Source organism: Sporosarcina sp. Marseille-Q4063, from assembly GCF_018309085.1.
In the GTDB taxonomy this organism is placed as follows: domain Bacteria; phylum Bacillota; class Bacilli; order Bacillales_A; family Planococcaceae; genus Sporosarcina.
In genome coordinates, this window is sequence record NZ_CP070502.1 from 2,317,700 (window position 1) to 2,338,250 (window position 20,551).

The 20,551-nt window shown below is 41.0% G+C and carries 18 protein-coding genes; 4 read left to right on the top strand and 14 right to left on the bottom strand.

Features of this window, described 5'->3' with window-relative positions; translation table 11 throughout:
- Window positions 1-3 precede the first annotated feature (3 nt).
- Window positions 4-1,206, top strand: coding sequence for a M20 family metallopeptidase (locus JSQ81_RS12075; RefSeq protein WP_212604315.1), 1,203 nt, complete (start codon window positions 4-6; stop codon window positions 1,204-1,206).
- Window positions 1,207-1,442: 236 nt separating this feature from the next.
- On the opposite strand, the gene JSQ81_RS12080 is transcribed toward JSQ81_RS12075, so the two are convergent.
- Entirely contained in the window at window positions 1,443-2,957 is a 1,515-nt protein-coding gene (locus JSQ81_RS12080) for a succinyl-CoA:acetate CoA-transferase ScpC (protein WP_212604316.1), read from the bottom strand.
- A gap of 126 nt (window positions 2,958-3,083) precedes the next feature.
- Complete coding sequence (locus tag JSQ81_RS12085; protein WP_212604317.1) at window positions 3,084-3,728, bottom strand: LytTR family DNA-binding domain-containing protein; 645 nt, start codon at window positions 3,726-3,728, stop codon at window positions 3,084-3,086.
- A 135-nt stretch (window positions 3,729-3,863) separates the two neighbouring features.
- Here JSQ81_RS12085 and JSQ81_RS12090 point away from each other — a divergent pair, with 135 nt between their 5' ends.
- Window positions 3,864-4,493, top strand: a complete 630-nt coding sequence (locus JSQ81_RS12090; protein WP_212604318.1) for a CBS domain-containing protein — start codon at window positions 3,864-3,866, stop codon at window positions 4,491-4,493.
- Between the two features lie 54 nt (window positions 4,494-4,547).
- Here the strand turns inward: JSQ81_RS12090 and JSQ81_RS12095 are convergent, their stop codons facing one another.
- From JSQ81_RS12095 to JSQ81_RS12145, 11 genes are all read right to left on the bottom strand, one after another.
- Entirely contained in the window at window positions 4,548-5,777 is a 1,230-nt protein-coding gene (locus JSQ81_RS12095) for an MFS transporter (protein ID WP_212607650.1), read from the bottom strand.
- 120 nt (window positions 5,778-5,897) lie between these two features.
- Window positions 5,898-7,205, bottom strand: coding sequence for an alkaline phosphatase family protein (locus tag JSQ81_RS12100; RefSeq protein ID WP_212604319.1), 1,308 nt, complete (start codon window positions 7,203-7,205; stop codon window positions 5,898-5,900).
- A 96-nt stretch (window positions 7,206-7,301) separates the two neighbouring features.
- Window positions 7,302-8,537: a DUF5068 domain-containing protein gene (locus tag JSQ81_RS12105; protein WP_212604320.1), complete on the bottom strand. Its 1,236-nt coding sequence runs from the start codon at window positions 8,535-8,537 to the stop codon at window positions 7,302-7,304.
- 166 nt (window positions 8,538-8,703) lie between these two features.
- Window positions 8,704-10,323: a hypothetical protein gene (locus tag JSQ81_RS12110; RefSeq protein WP_212604321.1), complete on the bottom strand. Its 1,620-nt coding sequence runs from the start codon at window positions 10,321-10,323 to the stop codon at window positions 8,704-8,706.
- A complete protein-coding gene (locus tag JSQ81_RS12115; protein ID WP_371812379.1) occupies window positions 10,310-11,116 on the bottom strand; it encodes an ABC transporter ATP-binding protein in 807 nt (268 codons plus the stop codon). The genes JSQ81_RS12110 and JSQ81_RS12115 overlap by 14 nt, the downstream gene beginning before the upstream one ends.
- A gap of 90 nt (window positions 11,117-11,206) precedes the next feature.
- Window positions 11,207-12,418, bottom strand: coding sequence for a NupC/NupG family nucleoside CNT transporter (locus JSQ81_RS12120; protein WP_212604323.1), 1,212 nt, complete (start codon window positions 12,416-12,418; stop codon window positions 11,207-11,209).
- 193 nt (window positions 12,419-12,611) lie between these two features.
- The gene (locus tag JSQ81_RS12125) at window positions 12,612-14,177 is read right to left on the bottom strand and encodes a fatty acid--CoA ligase (protein WP_212604324.1); all 1,566 of its coding nucleotides are present in this window, start codon (window positions 14,175-14,177) and stop codon (window positions 12,612-12,614) included.
- 120 nt (window positions 14,178-14,297) lie between these two features.
- Complete coding sequence (locus tag JSQ81_RS12130; RefSeq protein ID WP_212604325.1) at window positions 14,298-14,996, bottom strand: pseudouridine synthase; 699 nt, start codon at window positions 14,994-14,996, stop codon at window positions 14,298-14,300.
- 33 nt (window positions 14,997-15,029) lie between these two features.
- Window positions 15,030-15,221: a hypothetical protein gene (locus tag JSQ81_RS12135; RefSeq protein WP_212604326.1), complete on the bottom strand. Its 192-nt coding sequence runs from the start codon at window positions 15,219-15,221 to the stop codon at window positions 15,030-15,032.
- 61 nt (window positions 15,222-15,282) lie between these two features.
- A complete protein-coding gene (locus tag JSQ81_RS12140) occupies window positions 15,283-16,548 on the bottom strand; it encodes a C40 family peptidase (RefSeq protein WP_212604327.1) in 1,266 nt (421 codons plus the stop codon).
- A gap of 81 nt (window positions 16,549-16,629) precedes the next feature.
- Window positions 16,630-17,520, bottom strand: coding sequence for a LysR family transcriptional regulator (locus JSQ81_RS12145; protein WP_212604328.1), 891 nt, complete (start codon window positions 17,518-17,520; stop codon window positions 16,630-16,632).
- Window positions 17,521-17,645: 125 nt separating this feature from the next.
- Here JSQ81_RS12145 and JSQ81_RS12150 point away from each other — a divergent pair, with 125 nt between their 5' ends.
- On the top strand, window positions 17,646-18,836 hold the full coding sequence (locus JSQ81_RS12150; RefSeq protein WP_212604329.1) for a coenzyme F420-0:L-glutamate ligase: 1,191 nt from the start codon (window positions 17,646-17,648) through the stop codon (window positions 18,834-18,836).
- Between the two features lie 351 nt (window positions 18,837-19,187).
- Here the strand turns inward: JSQ81_RS12150 and JSQ81_RS12155 are convergent, their stop codons facing one another.
- Window positions 19,188-19,505, bottom strand: coding sequence for a hypothetical protein (locus JSQ81_RS12155; protein WP_212604330.1), 318 nt, complete (start codon window positions 19,503-19,505; stop codon window positions 19,188-19,190).
- Window positions 19,506-19,795: 290 nt separating this feature from the next.
- Between JSQ81_RS12155 and JSQ81_RS12160 the strand changes: the two genes are divergently transcribed.
- On the top strand, window positions 19,796-20,506 hold the full coding sequence (locus JSQ81_RS12160; RefSeq protein WP_212604331.1) for a hypothetical protein: 711 nt from the start codon (window positions 19,796-19,798) through the stop codon (window positions 20,504-20,506).
- Window positions 20,507-20,551: the final 45 nt, after the last annotated feature.

Sequence of the window (20,551 nt, forward strand, 5' to 3'; positions counted from 1 at the left end):
ATAATGAGCATTGTAAAAGAAGAGACGAACACATTATTCCAATCAATAGAAAAGAACCGCGAGCTATATATTCAAACGAGTCAGGAAATCCATGCGAATCCGGAAATCGGGAATGAAGAAGTGTTTGCTAGCGCTAAACACGTTGCGTTATTGGAAGATGCGGGTTTTGAAGTGACAACAGCTGTTGCTGGTCATGAAACGTCTTTTTACGCTGTGAAAGACAGCGGAAAAGAAGGTCCGACAGTCGCTTATCTTGCTGAATATGATGCACTTCCAGGTTTAGGCCATGCATGTGGCCATAATATTATTGGAACAACGAGTGTTGCAGCGGGCATTGCGCTCTCTGAAGCACTTCCTGACACAGGGGGACGCGTCGTCGTTCTCGGGACTCCCGCTGAAGAAGGCGGCCCGAATGGCAGTGCGAAAGGCAGTTTCGTCAAGCATGGCTATTTAAAAGATGTGGATGTAGCGCTGATGATTCATCCTTCCGGAAAAACTGCAACAACAGGCGATTCGCTCGCTGTCGATCCACTTGACTTCCACTTTTTTGGAAAACCTGCCCATGCATCCGGTTCGCCGCATCATGGCATTAATGCGTTAGATGCTGTTATTCAACTGTTTAACGGCATTAGTGCACTTCGCCAGCAGTTGCCGTCTGATGTACGTATTCACGGCATTATAACGCACGGTGGGGATGCACCGAATATCATTCCGGAATATGCATCCGCACGATTCTATATTCGCGCAGAGTCCTGGCAAAAAACAGTCGAGGTTTCGGATAAAGTACGAAACATCGCTGAAGGCGCTGCACTTGCGACAGGCGCAACCGTCAAAATCGAACGCTTTCAAAATGAAGTGAAGGATCTTGTCCTTAACTCGGTTCTTGATAATGTATTGTCTGAGGAACTTTCCGCACTCGGCGAAGTGGTTCATACTGAAAAGCGAGAAGGCAAAGGTTCCACGGACGCCGGAAACATTAGTTATGAAGTGCCGACTGCACATCCGTATATTAAAATAGGTCCGGATAATCTTGTTGCACACACGGACGAATTCAGGGAGGCTGCGAAGTCAGAGCTTGGTGATGAGGCTTTGATTACAGGTGCAAAAGCTTTGGCGTCGACGGGTTATCGTTTATTGACGGATTTTGAATTGCTTCACCGGGTGAAGCAGGAGTTTGAGCGGGCTTTGGCTGCGAAGGCGGAGTGATTTTAGAGGGCGACTTAGGTTGGGGCTTGACGACGCGTAATTTATGGGCTTTGGTCGTTTCGCGGTGGGCTTTAGTCGTTTGCTGAAGTGTTATAGTCGGCTCCAGACACGCTTTAGTCGTTTGAAACGCGGTATAGTCGTTTCAAGGCATTCTTTAGTCGTTTACCCAAATTCCAACCATTCCAACATGCAAAAAAGGTTGCCACATCACATGGCAACCTTTTTTATGTTAAACATCAAGCAAACTCTTCAACTAGTTCACGCATTGTGCCGTGCTTCGCCAAATTGGTATGCCAAGAAAGCGCTTTTTCCAAAACATGCGGTGTTTGGCCGCCTCTTTCAAGCGCTTCACTGTAATACGCGCGAAGTTGACCCTGATACATTGGGTGCACGCAATTTTCGATGATCAATCCGACACGTTCTCTCGGCGCAAGTCCGCGGAGATCCGCATAGCCTTGTTCTGTCACGATCACATCGACATCATGTTCTGTATGATCAACATGAGAAACGAATGGTACGATGCTTGAAATGTCGCCGCCTTTTGCAATCGATTTCGTAACGAAAATGGCTAGACGCGCATTTCGTGCAAAGTCGCCAGAACCGCCAATCCCGTTCATCATCTTCGTTCCAGAAACATGCGTTGAGTTCACATTACCGTAAATATCCAACTCTAGTGCAGTGTTAATGGAAATTAAACCGAGACGTCGAATGATTTCAGGGTGATTCGAAATCTCTTGCGGACGCATAATCAGCTTGTCGCGGTATTTATCAAACTCACCAAATACTTGCGCCATCTTTTCTTCAGACAATGTAATAGACGCACAAGACGCGAAACGCACCTTGCCCGCATCGATCAAATCAAACACCGCATCTTGAAGCACTTCCGAATACACTTCTAAATCTTCGAATTCAGAGTTAACCATGCCGTGCAATACCGCATTGGCAACGGAACCGATACCCGATTGCAAAGGTGCTAACTTATTTGTGAGTCTACCTGCTTGTACTTCCGAACGTAAAAACGTCAACAGATGTTCCGCCATGATTTCTGTTTCATGGTCCGGTGCTACGATTGTCGACGGAGAGTCTAATTGATTGGTGAAAACAATGCCTTTCACCTTCCTCGCGTCAATCGGAATGCCGATTGTACCGATACGGTCATCCGCGTTCGTTAACTGAATCGGTTGACGCTCCCCTTGTTTTCCTGGATCATACAAATCATGTAATCCCTCAAGCTTTGTTGGCTGCGACATATTGATTTCAATAATAATCGACTTTGCGTGTTGTGCGAATGTCAATGAGTTTCCAACGGACGTTGTCGGGATGATCATGCCATCTTCCGTTATTGAAACCGCTTCCAAAATCGCGAAATCAATTGGCTCGATTACTTCTGCACGAATCAGTTCCGCAGTATGCGATAAATGATGATCCACAAAAAGATGTTCCCCGTCATTAATTTTCTTTCTCATCGTTGGTTCTGCTTGAAATGGCAGACGTTTGTTTACAATGCCCGCTTCTGCAAATAACCGGTCAATATCGGACCCCAAGGATGCCCCAGTAAACACATTCACCTTAAACTTTTCATGTTCAGCGCGTTTCACCAATGCCAATGGAACGGCCTTCGCGTCACCGGCCCGGGTAAATCCACTTAACCCCAATGTCATACCGTCTTCAATCCAAGATGCCGCCTCTTCTGGCGTCACAACAGCCTCTTTCAATTGATGATGTTTAATACGATCCATAGGTTTACCCATCGATTTATTCCACCTTTCATAACTTTTAGTTAATTCTACAGGATGGAAAAAGTCGGTGGGCGGTTTCGGTTTTGAATAAAGAATTTCTGGCTGAAGCACTTAAAATCATGTCTGAAACAGTATAAATCAAAAGCCTAATAGCTTTCGAAAATAACTCGAATACGATTGACTAACCGGGATTTTTGTTTCGTCATCCATCGCCAAAACAAAAGTCGAGTGCGTATCGGGGAAGATTTCTTTTATATGATGGACATTTACAATAAACGATCGATGGCATCGAACAAATGAATCTCTTGGCAATAAGTACTCAAACTCTTGCAAGGTATTTTTATGCGTGCCTGAAAAACCATCTGCCACGACAATGGTTTTACGATCTTTCACTTCAACATACTTCACATCCTTAAATGAAACCGGATTCCAGCCATCAGGCGTTTTTACCGTCACGACCGACTTCCCATCCGTATAAGCAGGATAAATCGCCATCACGCATCCTTCCACTTCACCTTCATGGTGAAAAGGAACCGCCATGCCGTGATAAGGAACGCCGAAAACATCTCGGTTAATAAACTCAGAAACTTTTTGTTTTTGAGCAAGTGCTTTATAAGCAATCGTCCCTTCCTTCACTGGATCTCCCGCACTAATTTTTAAATCAATCCGTTTACTCGGACGATAATAGATATATTCTTTCGTATCTGAAATGGCGATTGATATTTCATCAGAAAATAATTCGCCCATCACATCTAATAATGAATTAATTGTAAAACTCTTCATTTCTGAACTCCTTTAAAGAACTCCATCGTTTTCACTCATTATACTACAACTAATCTATCTGTTGCGTGCATAATTATGATATAGTGTTCCTATAATCAAAAGATTTAGATAACAATGACATGAGGAGGAAATGCTATGTTTGTCAGGGATTTATATTTAGAAAAACACGAGGTTGTAACGGTAAACACCGCGCAAAGTGTTGGAGAAGTGTATGAAATCATTGAAAAAAGCGGGTACAGATGCATTCCTGTCATCGACAATGACAGTTTATACAAAGGGATGATTTACAAAGTTCATCTGATGGAAGATATTTATGAAAACAACGGCGATAAAAATGCGACTATCAATCACCTACTCAAACACGATGATTTATTCATCGCTCAACATACGCCTTTTTTAAATGCATTGGTGGCAATCAAATCATTGCCTTTTATCAGCGTCGTAGAAGACGGGAAATTAATCGGCATTCTAACTCATAACAAAGTCGAAAGCGTATTGGAAGATGCATTCGGCATGAAAACCGGTGGGATCAATATCACGATTTCTTCCGTCGAAGCAAGGGGGATGATTGGAAAGCTGACAAAAGTGTTACGTGGTGAAAATATCGAAGGCATGTTCACGTTGGACAATGGCTCCGTCATTGCCAGGCGCGTTGTCATCACACTTGAAAATGGAAAAACCGATGAAGAGATTACGGAAATCAAAGAAAAACTCGAGAAATCAGGTTTTAGAATTTTACACATTGACCGCATCGTATCCAAGTAAACTTCCAAAATAAAAAGCGAGACACATAATGATCTATGTATCTCGCTTTTAAAATTAGATACGCACCTGATCTGGTTCAGGCACAAAACGAAGAACGATAATACCAACAATAAACAGCACAACCAGACTGAATACGCCGTAAGATGAATGACCTGTCATTTGCGAAGTTACACCAACAAGCAACGGTCCCATCACCGACGCAAACTTGCCGAAAATATTATAAAATCCGAAGAACTCGTTCGCTTTTTCTTTCGGAACTAGTTTAGCAAAATACGAACGACTCAACGCTTGAATTCCACCCTGCGAAGTCGCAACCAACATGGCTAAAATCCAAAAATCGGTCTCTGTTTTCATGAAGAACGCATAAATACAAACAATAATATAGACGAAGATCCCGACATACAACATCTTTTTCCCCGTGAACTTTTGCGATAAACGACCGTAAATAATCGCAAACGGCGCAGCCACTACTTGCGTCACAAACAAGATGATGAGCAGCGTCGTTGCACTAATGCCCAAGTCGGTTCCATACGCTGTCGACATTGAAATAATCGTCCCGACCCCGTCGATATAAAAGAAATATGCAACTAAAAATAAAAACACATGACGGTATTTTCGAATGTCTTTAAACGTGCGCCCCAACCTTACAAAACTTCCTTTAATAATGTTTACGTCAGGATCACGCGGGATTGAATGAATCTGGACAACATATTTAAGCATCGGCACCGTGAATACAATCCACCAAATCGCTGTAATGACAAATGCGAGCTTCATCGCGAACCCTGTAGCAAGCGGAATTACGCCTTTATCAGCCAACATAATTAACGCAATACTAATAATGAACGGGATTGTACTCCCGATATATCCAAGACCAAAGCCGCGAGCTGACACTTGGTCCATCCGCTTCTCCGGTGTCACATCGACTAAAAATGCATCGTAAAATATATTTGCCCCGTGAAACCCAACCGCTGTTATCGCATAAAAAACTAATAATAGCGTGCCATTTCCTTCTGGAACGAAAGCCAATGACGCTGTCGATAAAGAACCGATTGCAAAGAATGTAAAGAAGAACTTCTTTTTCAATCCTTCATAATCCGCGAGCGCTCCTAAAATAGGACCTATCATCGCGATAATAAACGTTGCGAACGCGACCGCATAGCCTAAATAGGCCGTTGAATCCGAGTTCGCGATACCGGCATTCGAAGCAACAGATTTATAAAATAAAGGAAATACCGCGGTCGTAATAATAATGGAGTACGCCGAATTCCCCCAGTCGTACATCATCCAACCGCTCTCTGTCTTATTAAACTTCTTCACTTCAATTCCCCCCTCCCACACTTCTACTATCTAGTGTACAACAACCGGAGTAAGAATATATATAGTATTCCAACATTTACACAATGATTATATTTCTAAGATTTCTTCTATCGCTTTCCCGTCCGTCCTGCCCAGGTCAAGACCGAGAAGACGCGCAAAAGTCGGCCCTTCATCAATTAATCTCATAGCAGGAATCTCAACATTCAGCTTGATGCCTTTTCCAGTCGCAATGAAAATCGTTTCATAGTTGTCCTTAGTGGGTGAATACCCATGCGAAGCAAACGTATACTTCCCGCTAGCCACATCCTCCTCCGTAATCACGTCGATAGAATTACCATCCAAATGCTCCGTAAAATAAAACCCGCGACGTGCTTCGACCATGAAAGCTGCATGTTCATCAGCGCCGCGTCGACCCGCTTCCTCGCCTTCGATTACAAACTCAACGCCATTCTCTTCGTTCATCACTAAAGAATGCAGTAAAGCACGTACCCGCTCCTTTGTCCCCGCATCGTTTTCATCTTTCAAATAAATATAAGCCGAACCGTCATTGCTCTTGCAATACGCCTTCCAACTCTTCACTTTCCCGCGTTTCGTAACCTCGATCAAACCGCTTTCTTTAAATAAAACATTCAACTTCACGACTTTTGAATGGTCCAACGAACTATGATCGCCTAACGCCACAATGGTTGAGTTCTCATACAAGCCGCTGTCCTTCAAAGCCCTGACAATCTCGCCTAATCGCGCATCATGACGATGAATCGCATCACTCGCTTCCTTAGATGAAAACCCATGGCGATGGCGCTGCGAGTCTAGATCCACCAGATGAATCAACATGAGATTCGGTTTTTTCGTCGTAATCGTATGAACAGCCGATGCTGTCACAAAATCATCAAGTTCAGGTTGCTGAATTCCAATTCGGATATGGCCAAATCGTTTATTCATATCAAATTGGTACCCCATGCTGCCATTCCACAAAGAGGTTAGTATTTGATGATGCCACGGTCGATTCGCAAAGATTTCCGGCATATGATAATCGATTTTTGCTTTCGCTGTGACTGGCCATAACAATGCCGCCGTCGACATACCTGCTTTTTTCGCTTCATCATATAATGTAGTCCCTTGAATGTAGCGCCGCCCCCAATACCAATCAGGCGATTCTTTTCCCGGTTGGAGCAATGTATTTGCCCTGACCCCGTGTTGATTGGGGTAATTTCCAGTTACAATACTAGCATGACATGGATACGTCACAGAAGGATAAATGGTTTCGACATTTTCACAAATGGAAGCATGTTCAAAGAGCTCCTTGAAATTTGGTAACACCTTCAATTGTTGAATGTCCTGCGAAGACAAACAATCAAAAGAAATCACAATTAAATGATCGGTTAATCGTTGCAAACAAGCTCACACCCGTCCCAATATAGTCTATTCATTCTATCAGACAAAAAAACTGGTCACCAAGGAGCATGCCTCCCAGGTAACCAGTTTTCCCTATTATTCCACCGGCAAGTCGAAAGTCACCGATTTTTCCTTAAATAAATTCTTTACGTTCTCATCTACTAAAGGCCCCACTTGAAACTCCAACTCTTTCAATAAGTTGAATTCATCTTCTCTAAACAGGTAGACAATTAGTGCCTCATGCGTTTCGCCGGGTTCAATCTCTCCGCTTGCAGTTGGTTCAAGCATGCCATTTGAAAGCATCGTGCCGCGATTTTGATCTAAATGCAGACTAGTCTTTATCGTCTTGGAAACTAACGCATCACTTCCATTTTCTATAGAAAGTTTTATCGTTAATCCGACTAGTGGTCCGTCACCGAAATTACTAAATCGATCCGCATGCGCAGCTGTCGGCGTAACCGTTGCATATTGAACGCCTTCTAGCGTGACTTTCACATCATCAATCGATTGTTCTTCGTTAATGTCTTCTTTGGAAAAGAACAATTCTTTATCTGCAATACTTTCTGTAACCATTTTGTCTGCATACAATTTGGAAGTCGCTTCAGCTTTTTTTGTGCCTTCTTCAGTAATCGGAAAGAAAAATACAGCTTCATCTCCGAATCCTTTGCTTGTATCTTCATCCAAATACGGTGTAGAAATCGTCATTCTTGGCGATTCCAATTTTTCAAATTGTGCCTTCGTAATCATATGTGCGGACAGTCCAGTAAAGGAACCTTTTGAATAAAGACCGAATGAATCCTTTGAATCATCTTTCAGCCATTCATCCCGTGCCACAAAATGACTTCTACCTGGCAGATGCTCCGTCGCATCATCCGAATAAAATAATACACCTTGATCGAACGATATATCCTCATCACTTTGGTTATCGAGTGTCAGTTTATATGTCAAAACATAACCTTCATCTTCATCGTTAAAACTAGTTTTCGCAGACTCGTTCATATTCGTTACATGCACGACTTGGTATTCATCGATTGTAATTTTGACATCATCGCTATAAGCATGCGCTAAGCCAGGATCCAAGTTTGTCATAACAACCTCAATATCGCCGCCAGTTTCTTCTGCAAGATATGTATTTAACATTTCGCCATCTGAACTAGCCGCAACTTCTTCATTTTCAACTTCTTCCTCTTTTTCTATCTCGGTTTCAGTTTCTTCGATGTCTTCCGGCTTCTCCTCTGCCTCCACCGTATCTTCTTTCTTCGTATCGCTACAAGCCCCTACTAGTAAAATAAGTGAAAGCAATCCAACAATAAATAAATTCTTCCTCTTCATAACCAATTTCCCCCTTTAGGCATTTAATAGTCATCCTATCACGATTCAATACTAAAAAATGTATTTATTATCCATTCAGAACTAATGGGCTATGGAAATAAATAGAAACCGGGAGGAAGTGCCCGATTTATTAAATAAAAAAACTCTTCCACATTGGCTAGAAGAGTCACTTTATTGTGTTTGGAAAAACAATTCGCCAACCTAACACAATAAAAATTAGAAGAACAGCGATATAAATATACACGCCATAATTTATAAACGTTGAAATCAAATGGGCAATCACAAAAACTCCGGTGAATATGCTCAACATAAACATTTTAAAACCATCCGTCTCTTGCGCAAACTCAAATGAATTAGAGAAAGGATAGGTTTCATTATTAATCATCTTATACGTAATCAATGTCTGTAAAATTCCGCCCAATAGCACAGCCGCCAGCTCCGGAATCACGTTCAGCGTATATATCCACGTGAAAACAACGCTTAGAAGTAGAAAGACAGGTAAATATAACTTCACCAAAAATGCTTTCAACGTTCCACTATAAGCAACAGATTTATTTTTAATCGGTGCCGCCTTCAATAACCAACTACCTTTATAACTTCCCGAAAACTTTAACATATGAACTGTCATCGGAATGAGGAAATTACAAAAGTAAATGAATAAAAACGTTCGGCCCGTTGAAATATCAGCCAAACTTCGTTCACTCAACTCGGTAAAAATAAAGATGAATGGAAAAACAAGCGCAATGCCTATGCCGGGATACACCTTTAATTTAAACTCTCGCTCTTTTTTCATCATTGTCATTGCAAATCGAAAAAATAATCGTTCCTCTTTGCTTCGACATAATAAGTTGGCCCACACATTCTCCAGCCAATTCTTTTTCCGTTCCTTTCCCGTATCGCTCAATAACTTTTCCAAGTTTCGTTCAAAGGAAGGCATCAGACGCGCATAAAGAAAGATTGCAATTACCGGAATGACAAAACCTAGCACCGCTAAAACAATCAGCGGACCCATAAAGTTTTGATACATCGCTAGATCAAATGTTGCCCCGTACCATAACGGCGGAATGAATATATGCCACCAGCTAAATGAGTAGATAATATCAAAATCGACCACATTAAATGCTCGAATAAGGATTTGATAACCGACGATGACACCGACAGATAACATGATTTGAACATAGTTGATAATATCTTTTAGCCGTTCTCCGTCGAAAAAACGTAAAACGAATAAATAAATTAATGCGGTCAATACGACTACAAACAGCAATGTAAATATCAAATCTATAAAAAACACGATTGAAAATAGTATCCCATGCTTAAATAGGCTGACAAGAAGCGGAATCGCAACAAAAGCACCCGTAATGACCGTCATATAAATCATCACGTGGACAATCTTCGCCGCACTAATCGTCCGACCGTTTATCGGTTTCGTGTTTAAAATGTTTTTATCGCGCACATCTAAGAGTACAGTTGAAAAATCTGAAATCATCGATGTCATGATGATAAATATAATCATGCCGAACACAAGACTCATTTGAAAAATATAATTCGTTCCCAATAGCATAAACGGCACTAGAATAAGCCCATATAACGCATAAATCCATAATGATTTGAAAAAATGATTGCCTTCCTTCTTTTTAGACGCATTAAATATTGTCGGTACTCTTCTTTGATCCATCGTCAATTTGATTGAAAGGATTTTTTGCAATGCATCATAATCTATGCCAAACTTGTCAAATAAACCTTTAAACAATCTGAGGAACTGCAATGATTTATAAATCTGCATCGTGTGAACCCTCACCAACAATCGATACAACCCGTTCTGCAATCGCTTTATGTTCTGTGAAGCCCGTTAATTGATTGAAAATATCCGAAAGCGTTCCTTTTTCACTCAACGCTTGTAATTCTTCGAAACTACCATCCGCAACTACTTTTCCTTCAACAAGCAAAACGATCCGATTACTAATCTTCTCGACAAGATCCATAATATGCGAGGAATAAAATATCGTTTTTCCCTGTGCCGCCAATTGAGCTAATAACTCTTGAATAATCATAATGCTATTCGCATCCAACCCGCTTAATGGTTCATCCAAAAATAATAAATCGGGGTCATGCAATAAACTGGAAATGATCAACGTTTTTTGTTTCATGCCTTTTGAAAATGAAGAAAGCCTTTTATGAGCGACATCTTCCAAATCGAATTCCTTCAACAACTGCAATGCTTTTTCCTTGGCAACTTCGCAATCCAATCCATACAATTCACCCGTAAATTGTAAATATTCAAGTGCAGTAAGGGTATCATACGCTTCTGCATTTTCAGGAACATAACCAATTCTTCGTTTATAATCGGGATTACCTTCTGAAATGTCATATCCAAAAAGCTCTACTTTCCCCTCATAGCCATCAATCAGCCCAAGCATGATCTTGACTGTCGTACTTTTCCCCGCGCCGTTCGGACCAATATAGCCAATAATTTGTCCTTTGAAAACTTCCAAGTCCACGCCATTCAATACGCGTTTCGGACCATAATCCATTGTCAAATCGGTAAGTGACAACACTTTTTCAGACCCCATCCTCATTCCCCCCATTGTCATTATATTACCACAATTTCCAAATACGAAAAGACGAAAGAAATGATTCTTTCGTCTTTTCTATATGATTAAATTCAGTTAAATAAACATGCCCGCAATCGCCGCACTTAATAATGATGCCAGCATACCCGCAGCAACCGACCGAATTCCCAACCGTGCAATATCAGGACGTCGAGTCGGCGCCAGTTGACCTAAACCGCCTAGAAGAATTGCCAGTGAACTTAAATTCGCAAATCCACATAGCGCAAAGCTGATGACGATTACGGTTTTAGGCATTAACTCGGGAATTTGAGGCGCAAAATTAGCGTAAGCTACAAATTCATTTAACACGAGCTTTTGACCGATGAAACCTCCCGCCGTAACCGCTTCTGACCAAGGGACGCCAATCGCAAATGCAAGCGGTGAAAACAAAATCCCTAACATCCCTTCGAGCGTGATAGAGCCATAGCCGAACAATCCGCCTATCCAGCCTAATAGCCCATTAATCATGGCAATTAACGCAATAAAAGCCAACAACATCGCGCCGACATTTAACGCAAGTTTTAACCCGTCACCCGCACCGCGCGCCGCCGCATCAATCACGTTTACAGAATCGCTATCCTTTTCCATCTTAAATTCTGTAACGGCTGATTCTTCCCTTTCCGGTATCATCATTTTCGCCATGATCAATCCAGCGGGTGCCGCCATAAAACTTGCAGCAAGCAGATATTCAAGCGGTACACCTAACAAGGCGTAACCCGCCAGAACAGAACCTGCAATAGAGGCTAGCCCACCTGTCATAACAGCAAAAAGTTCCGATTTTGTCATGTTCGCTAAAAATGGACGAACTACAAGCGGCGCCTCTGTTTGTCCAACGAAAATGTTCGCTGCCGCAGATACTGATTCCGCACGACTTGTTCCAAGCAACTTTGACAATCCGCCGCCGATCAACTTAATGACCCATTGCATAATGCCAAGATAGTATAGAACGGAAATCAAAGACGAAAAGAAAACGATAATCGATAACACTTGGAACGCGAATACAAATCCAAAGTTCTCCGTATCCGCAGCGGGCCCGAAAAGAAAACCAATCCCTTCACCCGCATAGTCAATCACACCTTGAACTATTGCTGATAACCACGCCAGTCCTTTTCTACCTGTTTCCCACTCCAACACAATAAATGCAAACGATACTTGTATCACTAAACCGACTAAAATGGTTCTAAAATTTATAGACCTTTTCGCATTTGACATAAGAAATGCAATTCCGAGCACAACGACTATGCCGAAAAGTCCCCATAGTAAATTCACTTATTCCACCTCATAATATTCATTTTTCCCACATTAAAAACCATTGCGAAAATGCATACAATTGCATCACTGGCAAGCTTTGTCAATAGGTGACCTCGGAATTTTAACAAACTATTTCACGAATGTAAATGAAAAATGAAAAGACCACATCCTAATAACTAGAATGAACCTTTTCATTTTTTTAATACTACTTTTATTTTAATGACGTGAGTTGTTCTTCCACTTGCTGGCGCATCACAAACTTTTGGATTTTCCCACTCGCATTTCGAGGCAGTTCATCCACAAAATGATAAGTTCTTGGACGTTTATAACCCGCGAGTTTTTCATGATTTTTGCAAAAACCCTCCAGATCGTCTGCAGTCAACGCCGGATTTTTACTGACCACGAATGCAACCACTCGTTCTCCCCATTTTTCATCAGGCGCACCCAAAACGGCAACATCAAGAACTGCTTCATGCTCATGTAAAACATCTTCTACTTCACGCGGATAAATATTTTCGCCGCCGCTGATAATCATATCGTCGACGCGGTCTGCGATAAATAAATAGCCGTCTTCGTCCATATAACCAAGATCGCTCGAGTGATACCAACCTTGACTTAATGCCTCGTTCGTATCTTTCTCGCGATTATAATACCCAACCATCATGCAAGGACCTTTCACGATGATTTCGCCAACTTCACCAGGCGGCAAAATATCGTCCGGGTTCGACGGACCATCCGCATTTGCGCGCACCACTCGAATTTCATGGTTGTAGCAGGCTTTCCCGGCAGAACCGGCTTTGGTCAACTGCTCGTCCTCCATCAAAAATGTAATGGCTGGTCCCATTTCCGTTTGGCCATATGCTTGAACTAAATCGATTTCCAACACTTTTTTCACTTCATTCACAAGTACAGGCGCCATTGGAGCGGCACCATATAAGCCTAACCTCAATGATCCCGTATCATAGGCTGCAACATCTTCTTGAAGCATCATATTCCACATCGTCGGCGCTGAAAACATGATTGTCACTTTTTCTTTTTCAATCGCTTTTAACGCTTTTGCCGGATTAAACTGATGCATAATCACGCTTTTCGCACCTGCTTGTACGCGCGGAATAATGTTGCAATGCAGTTCTGCACAGTGAAACATCGGCGCCGCAACAAGCCCGGTATCGTTCTTCGTGCATTTTAAAGCAGTAATGCAAATAAGACTCTGCTCGGCCATTGCACGATGGTGATGGATGACGCCTTTCGGACTGCCCGTCGTTCCACTTGTATACATGATGGCGTATGTATCCATCTCATTCACATCTACTTGTGGGCTCTCCATAGATGCCTTCGCTACTTCCTCTTCATAACTTTTAGCATAATCAGGCGCATCATCATCAATAAACCAAAATTGAATATCAGGGAACTTTGATTGCACAGAAGCTACAACTTCCGCCAACGCCCTTTCAAACAACACGACTTTCGGGCTTGCATCTTGTAAAATATACGAAAGTTCTTCTGATTTTAAACGGAAATTTATCGGGTTAAACACTGCTCCTATCTTAGCAGTCGCAAAAAGCGTCGTTGGAAGCTCGCTCGTATTGAATAAAAATGTAGATATGCGATCCCCTTTTTTAACACCAGCCGAATGCAACGCGTTGGCAAGGCGGTTCACATCAACCGCCCACTCTTCATATGTCCATCTTTTATTTTTCTTTAAGTCAACAAGCGCTTCTCTTTTAGGATAATTACGAACGGTTTGATCAAAAATCTTCCCCAATGTCGCGTACATTTATATCATCCCCTTTATTAAAATATATACACCTTTAATAGTGTCAGATAATACTAATTATTGCAACGACATTCTTTATTAAAAACAAAAAAACCACGTCCTCTTTTGAACGTGGCCCAACTATTTTTTCAAACCGCTTACTTCTTCATCCGTCAAATATCGCCAATGACCAAGTTCCAATTGACCCAGCGAAAGGTCTTTGATTCGCACGCGTTGCAGTTTTGTAACTGTGTATTGGAAACGCCTGCACATTCTTCTAATTTGCCGGTTTAATCCTTGCGATAATGTAATTTTAAAACGATACTCATCTAGTTGAATGACCGTACATTTTTTAGTCGTAATGATCGCTTTTTTTCTCGGATTATAAATTTCCACGCCGCTTGCCATGCTGGTTATGAAGGCTGCGGTTATTTCTTTATCAACGGTTACAATATAATCTTTTTCTTCATTATTTTCCTCGCGCAATAAATCATTCACAATGCTTCCGTCATCGGTCAGAAGAATTAGTCCTTCCGATTGTTTGTCGAGCCGGCCTACCGGGAAAATCCGTTCCGGGTAATTTAGGAAGTCGATAATATTTCCTTCGATATCGCTAGCTGTTGTGCATGTCACACCGGGCGGCTTATTGAGCATAATGTAAATGTCGTTTTCTTTCGCGAGTAGTAGACGACCTTCCACTTTTACCGCATCGCCTTCATTGATCATGCAACCAATCCCGACTATAACACCGTTAACAGTCACTTTTTGTTCTCTGATCAATACATCCGCCCGTCGTCTCGAACAATATCCCGAAGATGCGATAAATTGATTTACCCTCATTGTTTTTCCTCCATCTACCTCGTAAAAAAAGACCTACCTTTTAGGCAAGTCTAGTTCCTGATACGCTATGCGGTAGTCTCCATCTTCGGCGACTTCTGCATGAAACAAAGCTTTAAGTGCAAAACTTTTTTCCAAATCCATTTCTTTCATGATTTGCTTTAAGCGCACTTGCAGTTCTTCGTTCTCTTTAACGAGTTGCTTCATTTGCGATTGATAGTACTTCATAAGTTTTTTAACTCCTTCCGGCAATCAAATCTCTCTATTAAGTATACCATTACCAACTTCATCAATCGAGGTATCGTCTTGCACCCGCATATTCAGAAGACAAATGTTTTGATTCAAATACATCAATAATTTCGACGGTGCTAGCTGGGTTGGGTGCATGAATCATTTTTCCATCTCCGATATACATGCCGACATGGTGAACAGACCCTTTACCTTGCTCATAAGCAAAAAACAACAGGTCTCCTTTTTGCAATTCGTCTTTGTTTACGACTGTCCCGTGTGTCGCTTGCACCGATGAGTCCCTCGGTATTGTGATTCCGTTTGCTCGATAGATTGTATAAGTGAAACCGGAGCAGTCAAACCCGAATCCCGACGTTCCCGCCCAAAGATACGGCAACGATAAAAACTGTTCGCCCGATTGAACTAAAGTTTCCCCGGTCGGCTTCGGAATATCCTGTTCAGTTTCAAAAACAGCAATGTCATCGGATGAAATCCATTTTTCCCCGTCGGATGGTGTCGCAATCTTTGTAACGCCGCCTTCCTGGGAAACTATAGGGAGTCTCGTATTATAGCTAACTTCCATGAATTTCACTTGCAAGTGTTCATCATCATACAGCCAACTTGTTGATTTCATCATGACTGCAAAAGCATTTTGTTCCCTCGCCACAGCAAATTCATAGTTCGAAATTAGTTGTGTTTTGGGCATCCATGCCGCGTAACCGAGATCACTTTTCGGCGTCGGTTGGTCGTGAACCGCTACTTTAACCCATTCTCCAAGTTCTTCCACGACGGTAACCGGTTGAGCGAAAAGCGCCTGCGTTTCTAATTTGCCGACAAGCCATTTTCTCTGGTCAAGCGACATGCTCGTCGTCCATTTCCATAAGTCAGCAGGATTTTCCGCGGACGGACTATCAACTGGACGCGTATTATTCGGCTCAGACCAAAGCGTTGCAACAGCTACATTGATAAACGCCAAATCGGGTTCACTTTGCATGATCTGTTTCTGTGCAAACTCTTCATTTGCCTTGGTTTCTGCTTCTCTTTTTTCTTCGGCTTCATCGGCTTTCTCTTTCTCTTCAGCCAGTAATTCATGCTGATTACCAGAAACGACAGACTCAGTTTCTTGAATTTCTGATTCATTTACAAAAAGAATTATTGAAATAACCAATAAAAAGGCTAAGTAGCATGAATATACTTTTAAAAACCTTTTTCTCCCCGAGGGTTTACCATGGAATTTCAGAAAGACTTTGGGCATAATAAAACACAACACCAAGTAAATCAAACTTGCTAGAAATATCCCGATAGACAATAGCGTTATCGATGCCATTTAAGAATCCCCCGTTCGTCACAATCTACCTATAGAATAGCACGGTTCCATGCAGATAAACTGTCTTAGTGAAAATATATATTACAGCATTTTATTCTCAATAATATCGACAAAGCGGGCTGCGGCTCTCGTAAGCGGAACACTTTTCAGCGAACAAGCACCTATATTTCTTTTCGGAATCGATTCAATCAACTCAACTTCATTTAATAAGCCATTGTTTAAGTATTCCCGGGAGAACTCTTTCGTCACACACGCGATTCCCAGATTTATTTTTGCGAACTCCAATAACAAGTCATGTGAACCCAATTCGAATTCCGGAGCTATTCGAACGCCTTTCGAAAGTATATAATCCTCTACATACTTTCGGGAATTCGATTTTGATTCGAGGAAGATTAATGGCAATTTCACTAATTTATCGAAGCTGATCGGTTTAGATAAAATGCTTTTGTACTTCTCCCCGCACACAAAAATATCTTGGACATCAGTAAATGGTCGAAGATCTAGCGTTGGATCATCTAATGGGAAGTTACAAATGACTATATCCACTTCTCCTGATTTGAGGATTGAAATCAATTCTAATGTCGTGCCATTTTCAATTTTATATTTGATGTTTGGATATCGATTATGGAATACTTCTAAATAAGGAAGTAAATAATACCTAGATATGGTGTCGCCGACGCCGATTCTTAATTCACCTGCAGTTAAGTTTTTGAACTCCAAAATTTTATCTTCACCGACATGCAGCAAATTGATTGCTGAATTGGCATACTCAAATAGAAGTTCCCCTTCATGAGTGAGCGTCACTCCCTTAGGCGTACGATTAAAGAGACGCACGTCCAACTCCCTTTCCAACTGCATGATCGCCTGACTAACTGCGGGTTGGGTCATATACATATCTTTCGCAGCTTCGGAAAAACTTTCACTTTTTCCGACCTGACAAAATACTTTATATAAATCTAATTTGCTAACCATATAAGCACCCCTTATACCTACCATTCGTTATATTAATTTTACTTATACCATTAACCTAGTGTATATTACAAGTAGATACTTATCATAACTGACAGTGACTTTCATGTTAGTAAGGAGCGATTTGTGTGGAAAGAGTAGTAGGAACCGTTGCGAGAGGTATTCGTTGCCCGATTATCAACGAAGGCGATAACATTGAAGAAATCGTCGTAGAAAGTATTTTAAAAGCTGCTGAAATTGAAAACTTAACTATTAATGATAAAGACATTGTGTCCATAACTGAATCGATTGTTGCGCGTGCGCAAGGGAACTACGCGACGATTGATCATATTGCTACTGATATTAAATCTAAATTCGAAGACGACACGATTGGCGTCATTTTCCCGATTTTAAGCCGTAACCGTTTTGGAAATTGCTTACGCGGCATTGCCAAAGGCGCGAAAAAGATTGTATTAATGCTTAGCTATCCTTCAGATGAAGTTGGAAACCACTTGGTGGACCTCGACATGCTGGATGAGAAAGGCATTAATCCATGGACCGATGTCCTGACGGAAAATGAATTCCGCGACCTTTTCGGTATTAATAAACATGCGTTCACGGGAATTGACTATATCGAGTACTACAAGTCATTAGCCGCGGAATTTGGAACTGAATGTGAAGTCATCTTCTCCAATAAACCAGAAACTATTTTGGAATATACAAAAAGCGTTCTCGCTTGCGATGTCCATTCCAGAATTCGAACGAAGAAAATTTTGAAAAACAATGGCGGCGAAAAAATCTATAGCCTCGATGATATCTTAACTGAATCGATCGAGGGCAGCGGCTATAACGAAGAGTATGGCCTTTTAGGTTCAAACACCGCGACAGATGACGGCATGAAACTGTTCCCGCGTGATTGCCAACCCGTTGTCGACAACATTCAACAGATGCTAAAAGACAAAACTGGTAAAACGATTGAAGTCATGGTTTATGGAGACGGCGCGTTTAAAGACCCTATCGGAAAGATTTGGGAACTAGCGGATCCAGTCGTATCACCTGCTTACACAGCTGGACTGGACGGCACGCCAAACGAAGTTAAATTGAAATATCTTGCAGACAATAACTTTGCTGAATTAAGAGGCGACGAACTGAAACAAGCGATTTCGGAATTCATCGATACTAAAAATGACGACCTTCAAGGTTCCAATGAATCTTTAGGAACAACACCTCGAAAACTAACGGATTTAATCGGTTCATTAGCGGACTTAACTTCAGGAAGCGGAGACAAAGGCACACCCATTGTCTTCATACAAGGCTATTTTGATGACTTTACAAAATAATTAATTCGAAAACACCACCAACATGAAATTGTTAACCCGTTCAGTTGAGTGGTACAAAACATCAATTAAACACACTATTAGAGTCCAAATTCGCATATGAATTGGACTCTTTCCTTTTACCTATGTATCAACGTTTGTGAATGAAACACACCTATTTTAGACACCTTACTGACAAGCCTATTAGCAGGGTTACAATTTCTATTGTAGATCTGCTAATGTAAGTGTTAATACCACTGTTAATTTGTGTGTTAAAACACAATATTACATTTCGTTATCCCAATAAAAAAAGAACCATAAGGCCCTTTTTTACTTTTACTATTCCACAATCGCGCCCGATTCTGGAAAAATCCTTCAATTTTTCGGAAGAGCTCCTTTGGTAATCTTGTTCATCACTTTATCCGATATAGTTCCAATAAAATAAAAGACAAAGAAGAAAATGACAACGAAAATAAAAGATTCTAAGAAGATATTCGAAAACTTTCCTGCAATCCAATTTTTACCGTAAAATATGAGAGTGGTTGCAATAACTACCGTAAAAATAAAAGTTATCACAACACCTAAAAGTTGAGTTTTACTTAGTTTTTTATACGCCCTTAAAGTATCTCTATTTTTTATAAAAGTACGTGCCATCAGCAGCACGAGTAATGTTATTAATACAAAGTCGTTCAAGTTCTCCCTCCTCAATCTGGCCCGTTTGTTAAATATTGAATATATATACGTCCTACTGTTATCGTACCATATTTACCACAAAAAACCTTTTTAAAGATGAAAAAAAGCACCGCATAATTGCGATGCTAATTGTTGTTCTAGTTCGATGTTATTTCGCTTGTTATTTCAACTTTTGTACCAGTGAACTGAACGGGTTATGAAATTGTTGGTGGTGTTTTTTTGAATTTAAGTAAGGAAAATATATGTAACTTATACTTGAGATAAAAGTCTAATGGTTAGGAGGCGTTATGATGAAAGCATTAAAAATTATGGGCTTTATTTCAGTATTCGCTTTGTTGCTATCTTCCTGTAGTAACATCACTTCTCTGGGCTGCCCTGATGCAGTAATTGAATGGGCGGATGTGCTAATGATTGATGATATAGAATACCATCATGATTTCCCAGACCCAACGAATGAAGATCTCCCAATAACGATTGAAAAAGGTAATGAACTCGGTAAAGTGACATATAAGATGGCTGATCGTGCATGCAGTAATCATAAGATGCGAAATGGGGACGCGGCATTTTTAAATGCGGGTACACCCATTTATGAAATTAAGGGATATCCAACTTCTTTAATCGTTTCTGCAGATGATCATGTCTATGTAGTCCACACAAATGAAAAGGCAAAAACCGCAGGCGAACTCTTTCCAATGAATAAGCTGGTGAAGAACATCTATATTGAAAGCACCGAAGACGGAAAGAGAATCCATACATTCACTCAGTCATCCAAAGATAAATTCCTAGCCGAATTTCAAGAATTAAAATTAGAAGATGTACTGTCATTAGATAATGAAGGTAAGTTCGAGGGTACCCATATATTCTTAGGTATTGAACTTAACAATGGCGTTTCATTTAGGCAGTCCTACTGGTTAGACTCCAATACATTCATAAATGGAGCCATTGGAAATGATGAAATAAAGGAAGTGATTATTGACGAATTTTCAAATTTGAAAAATTAATATCGGAAATGTCTCGGCATAGCTCCTTCACGCTTTCTAGCTAAG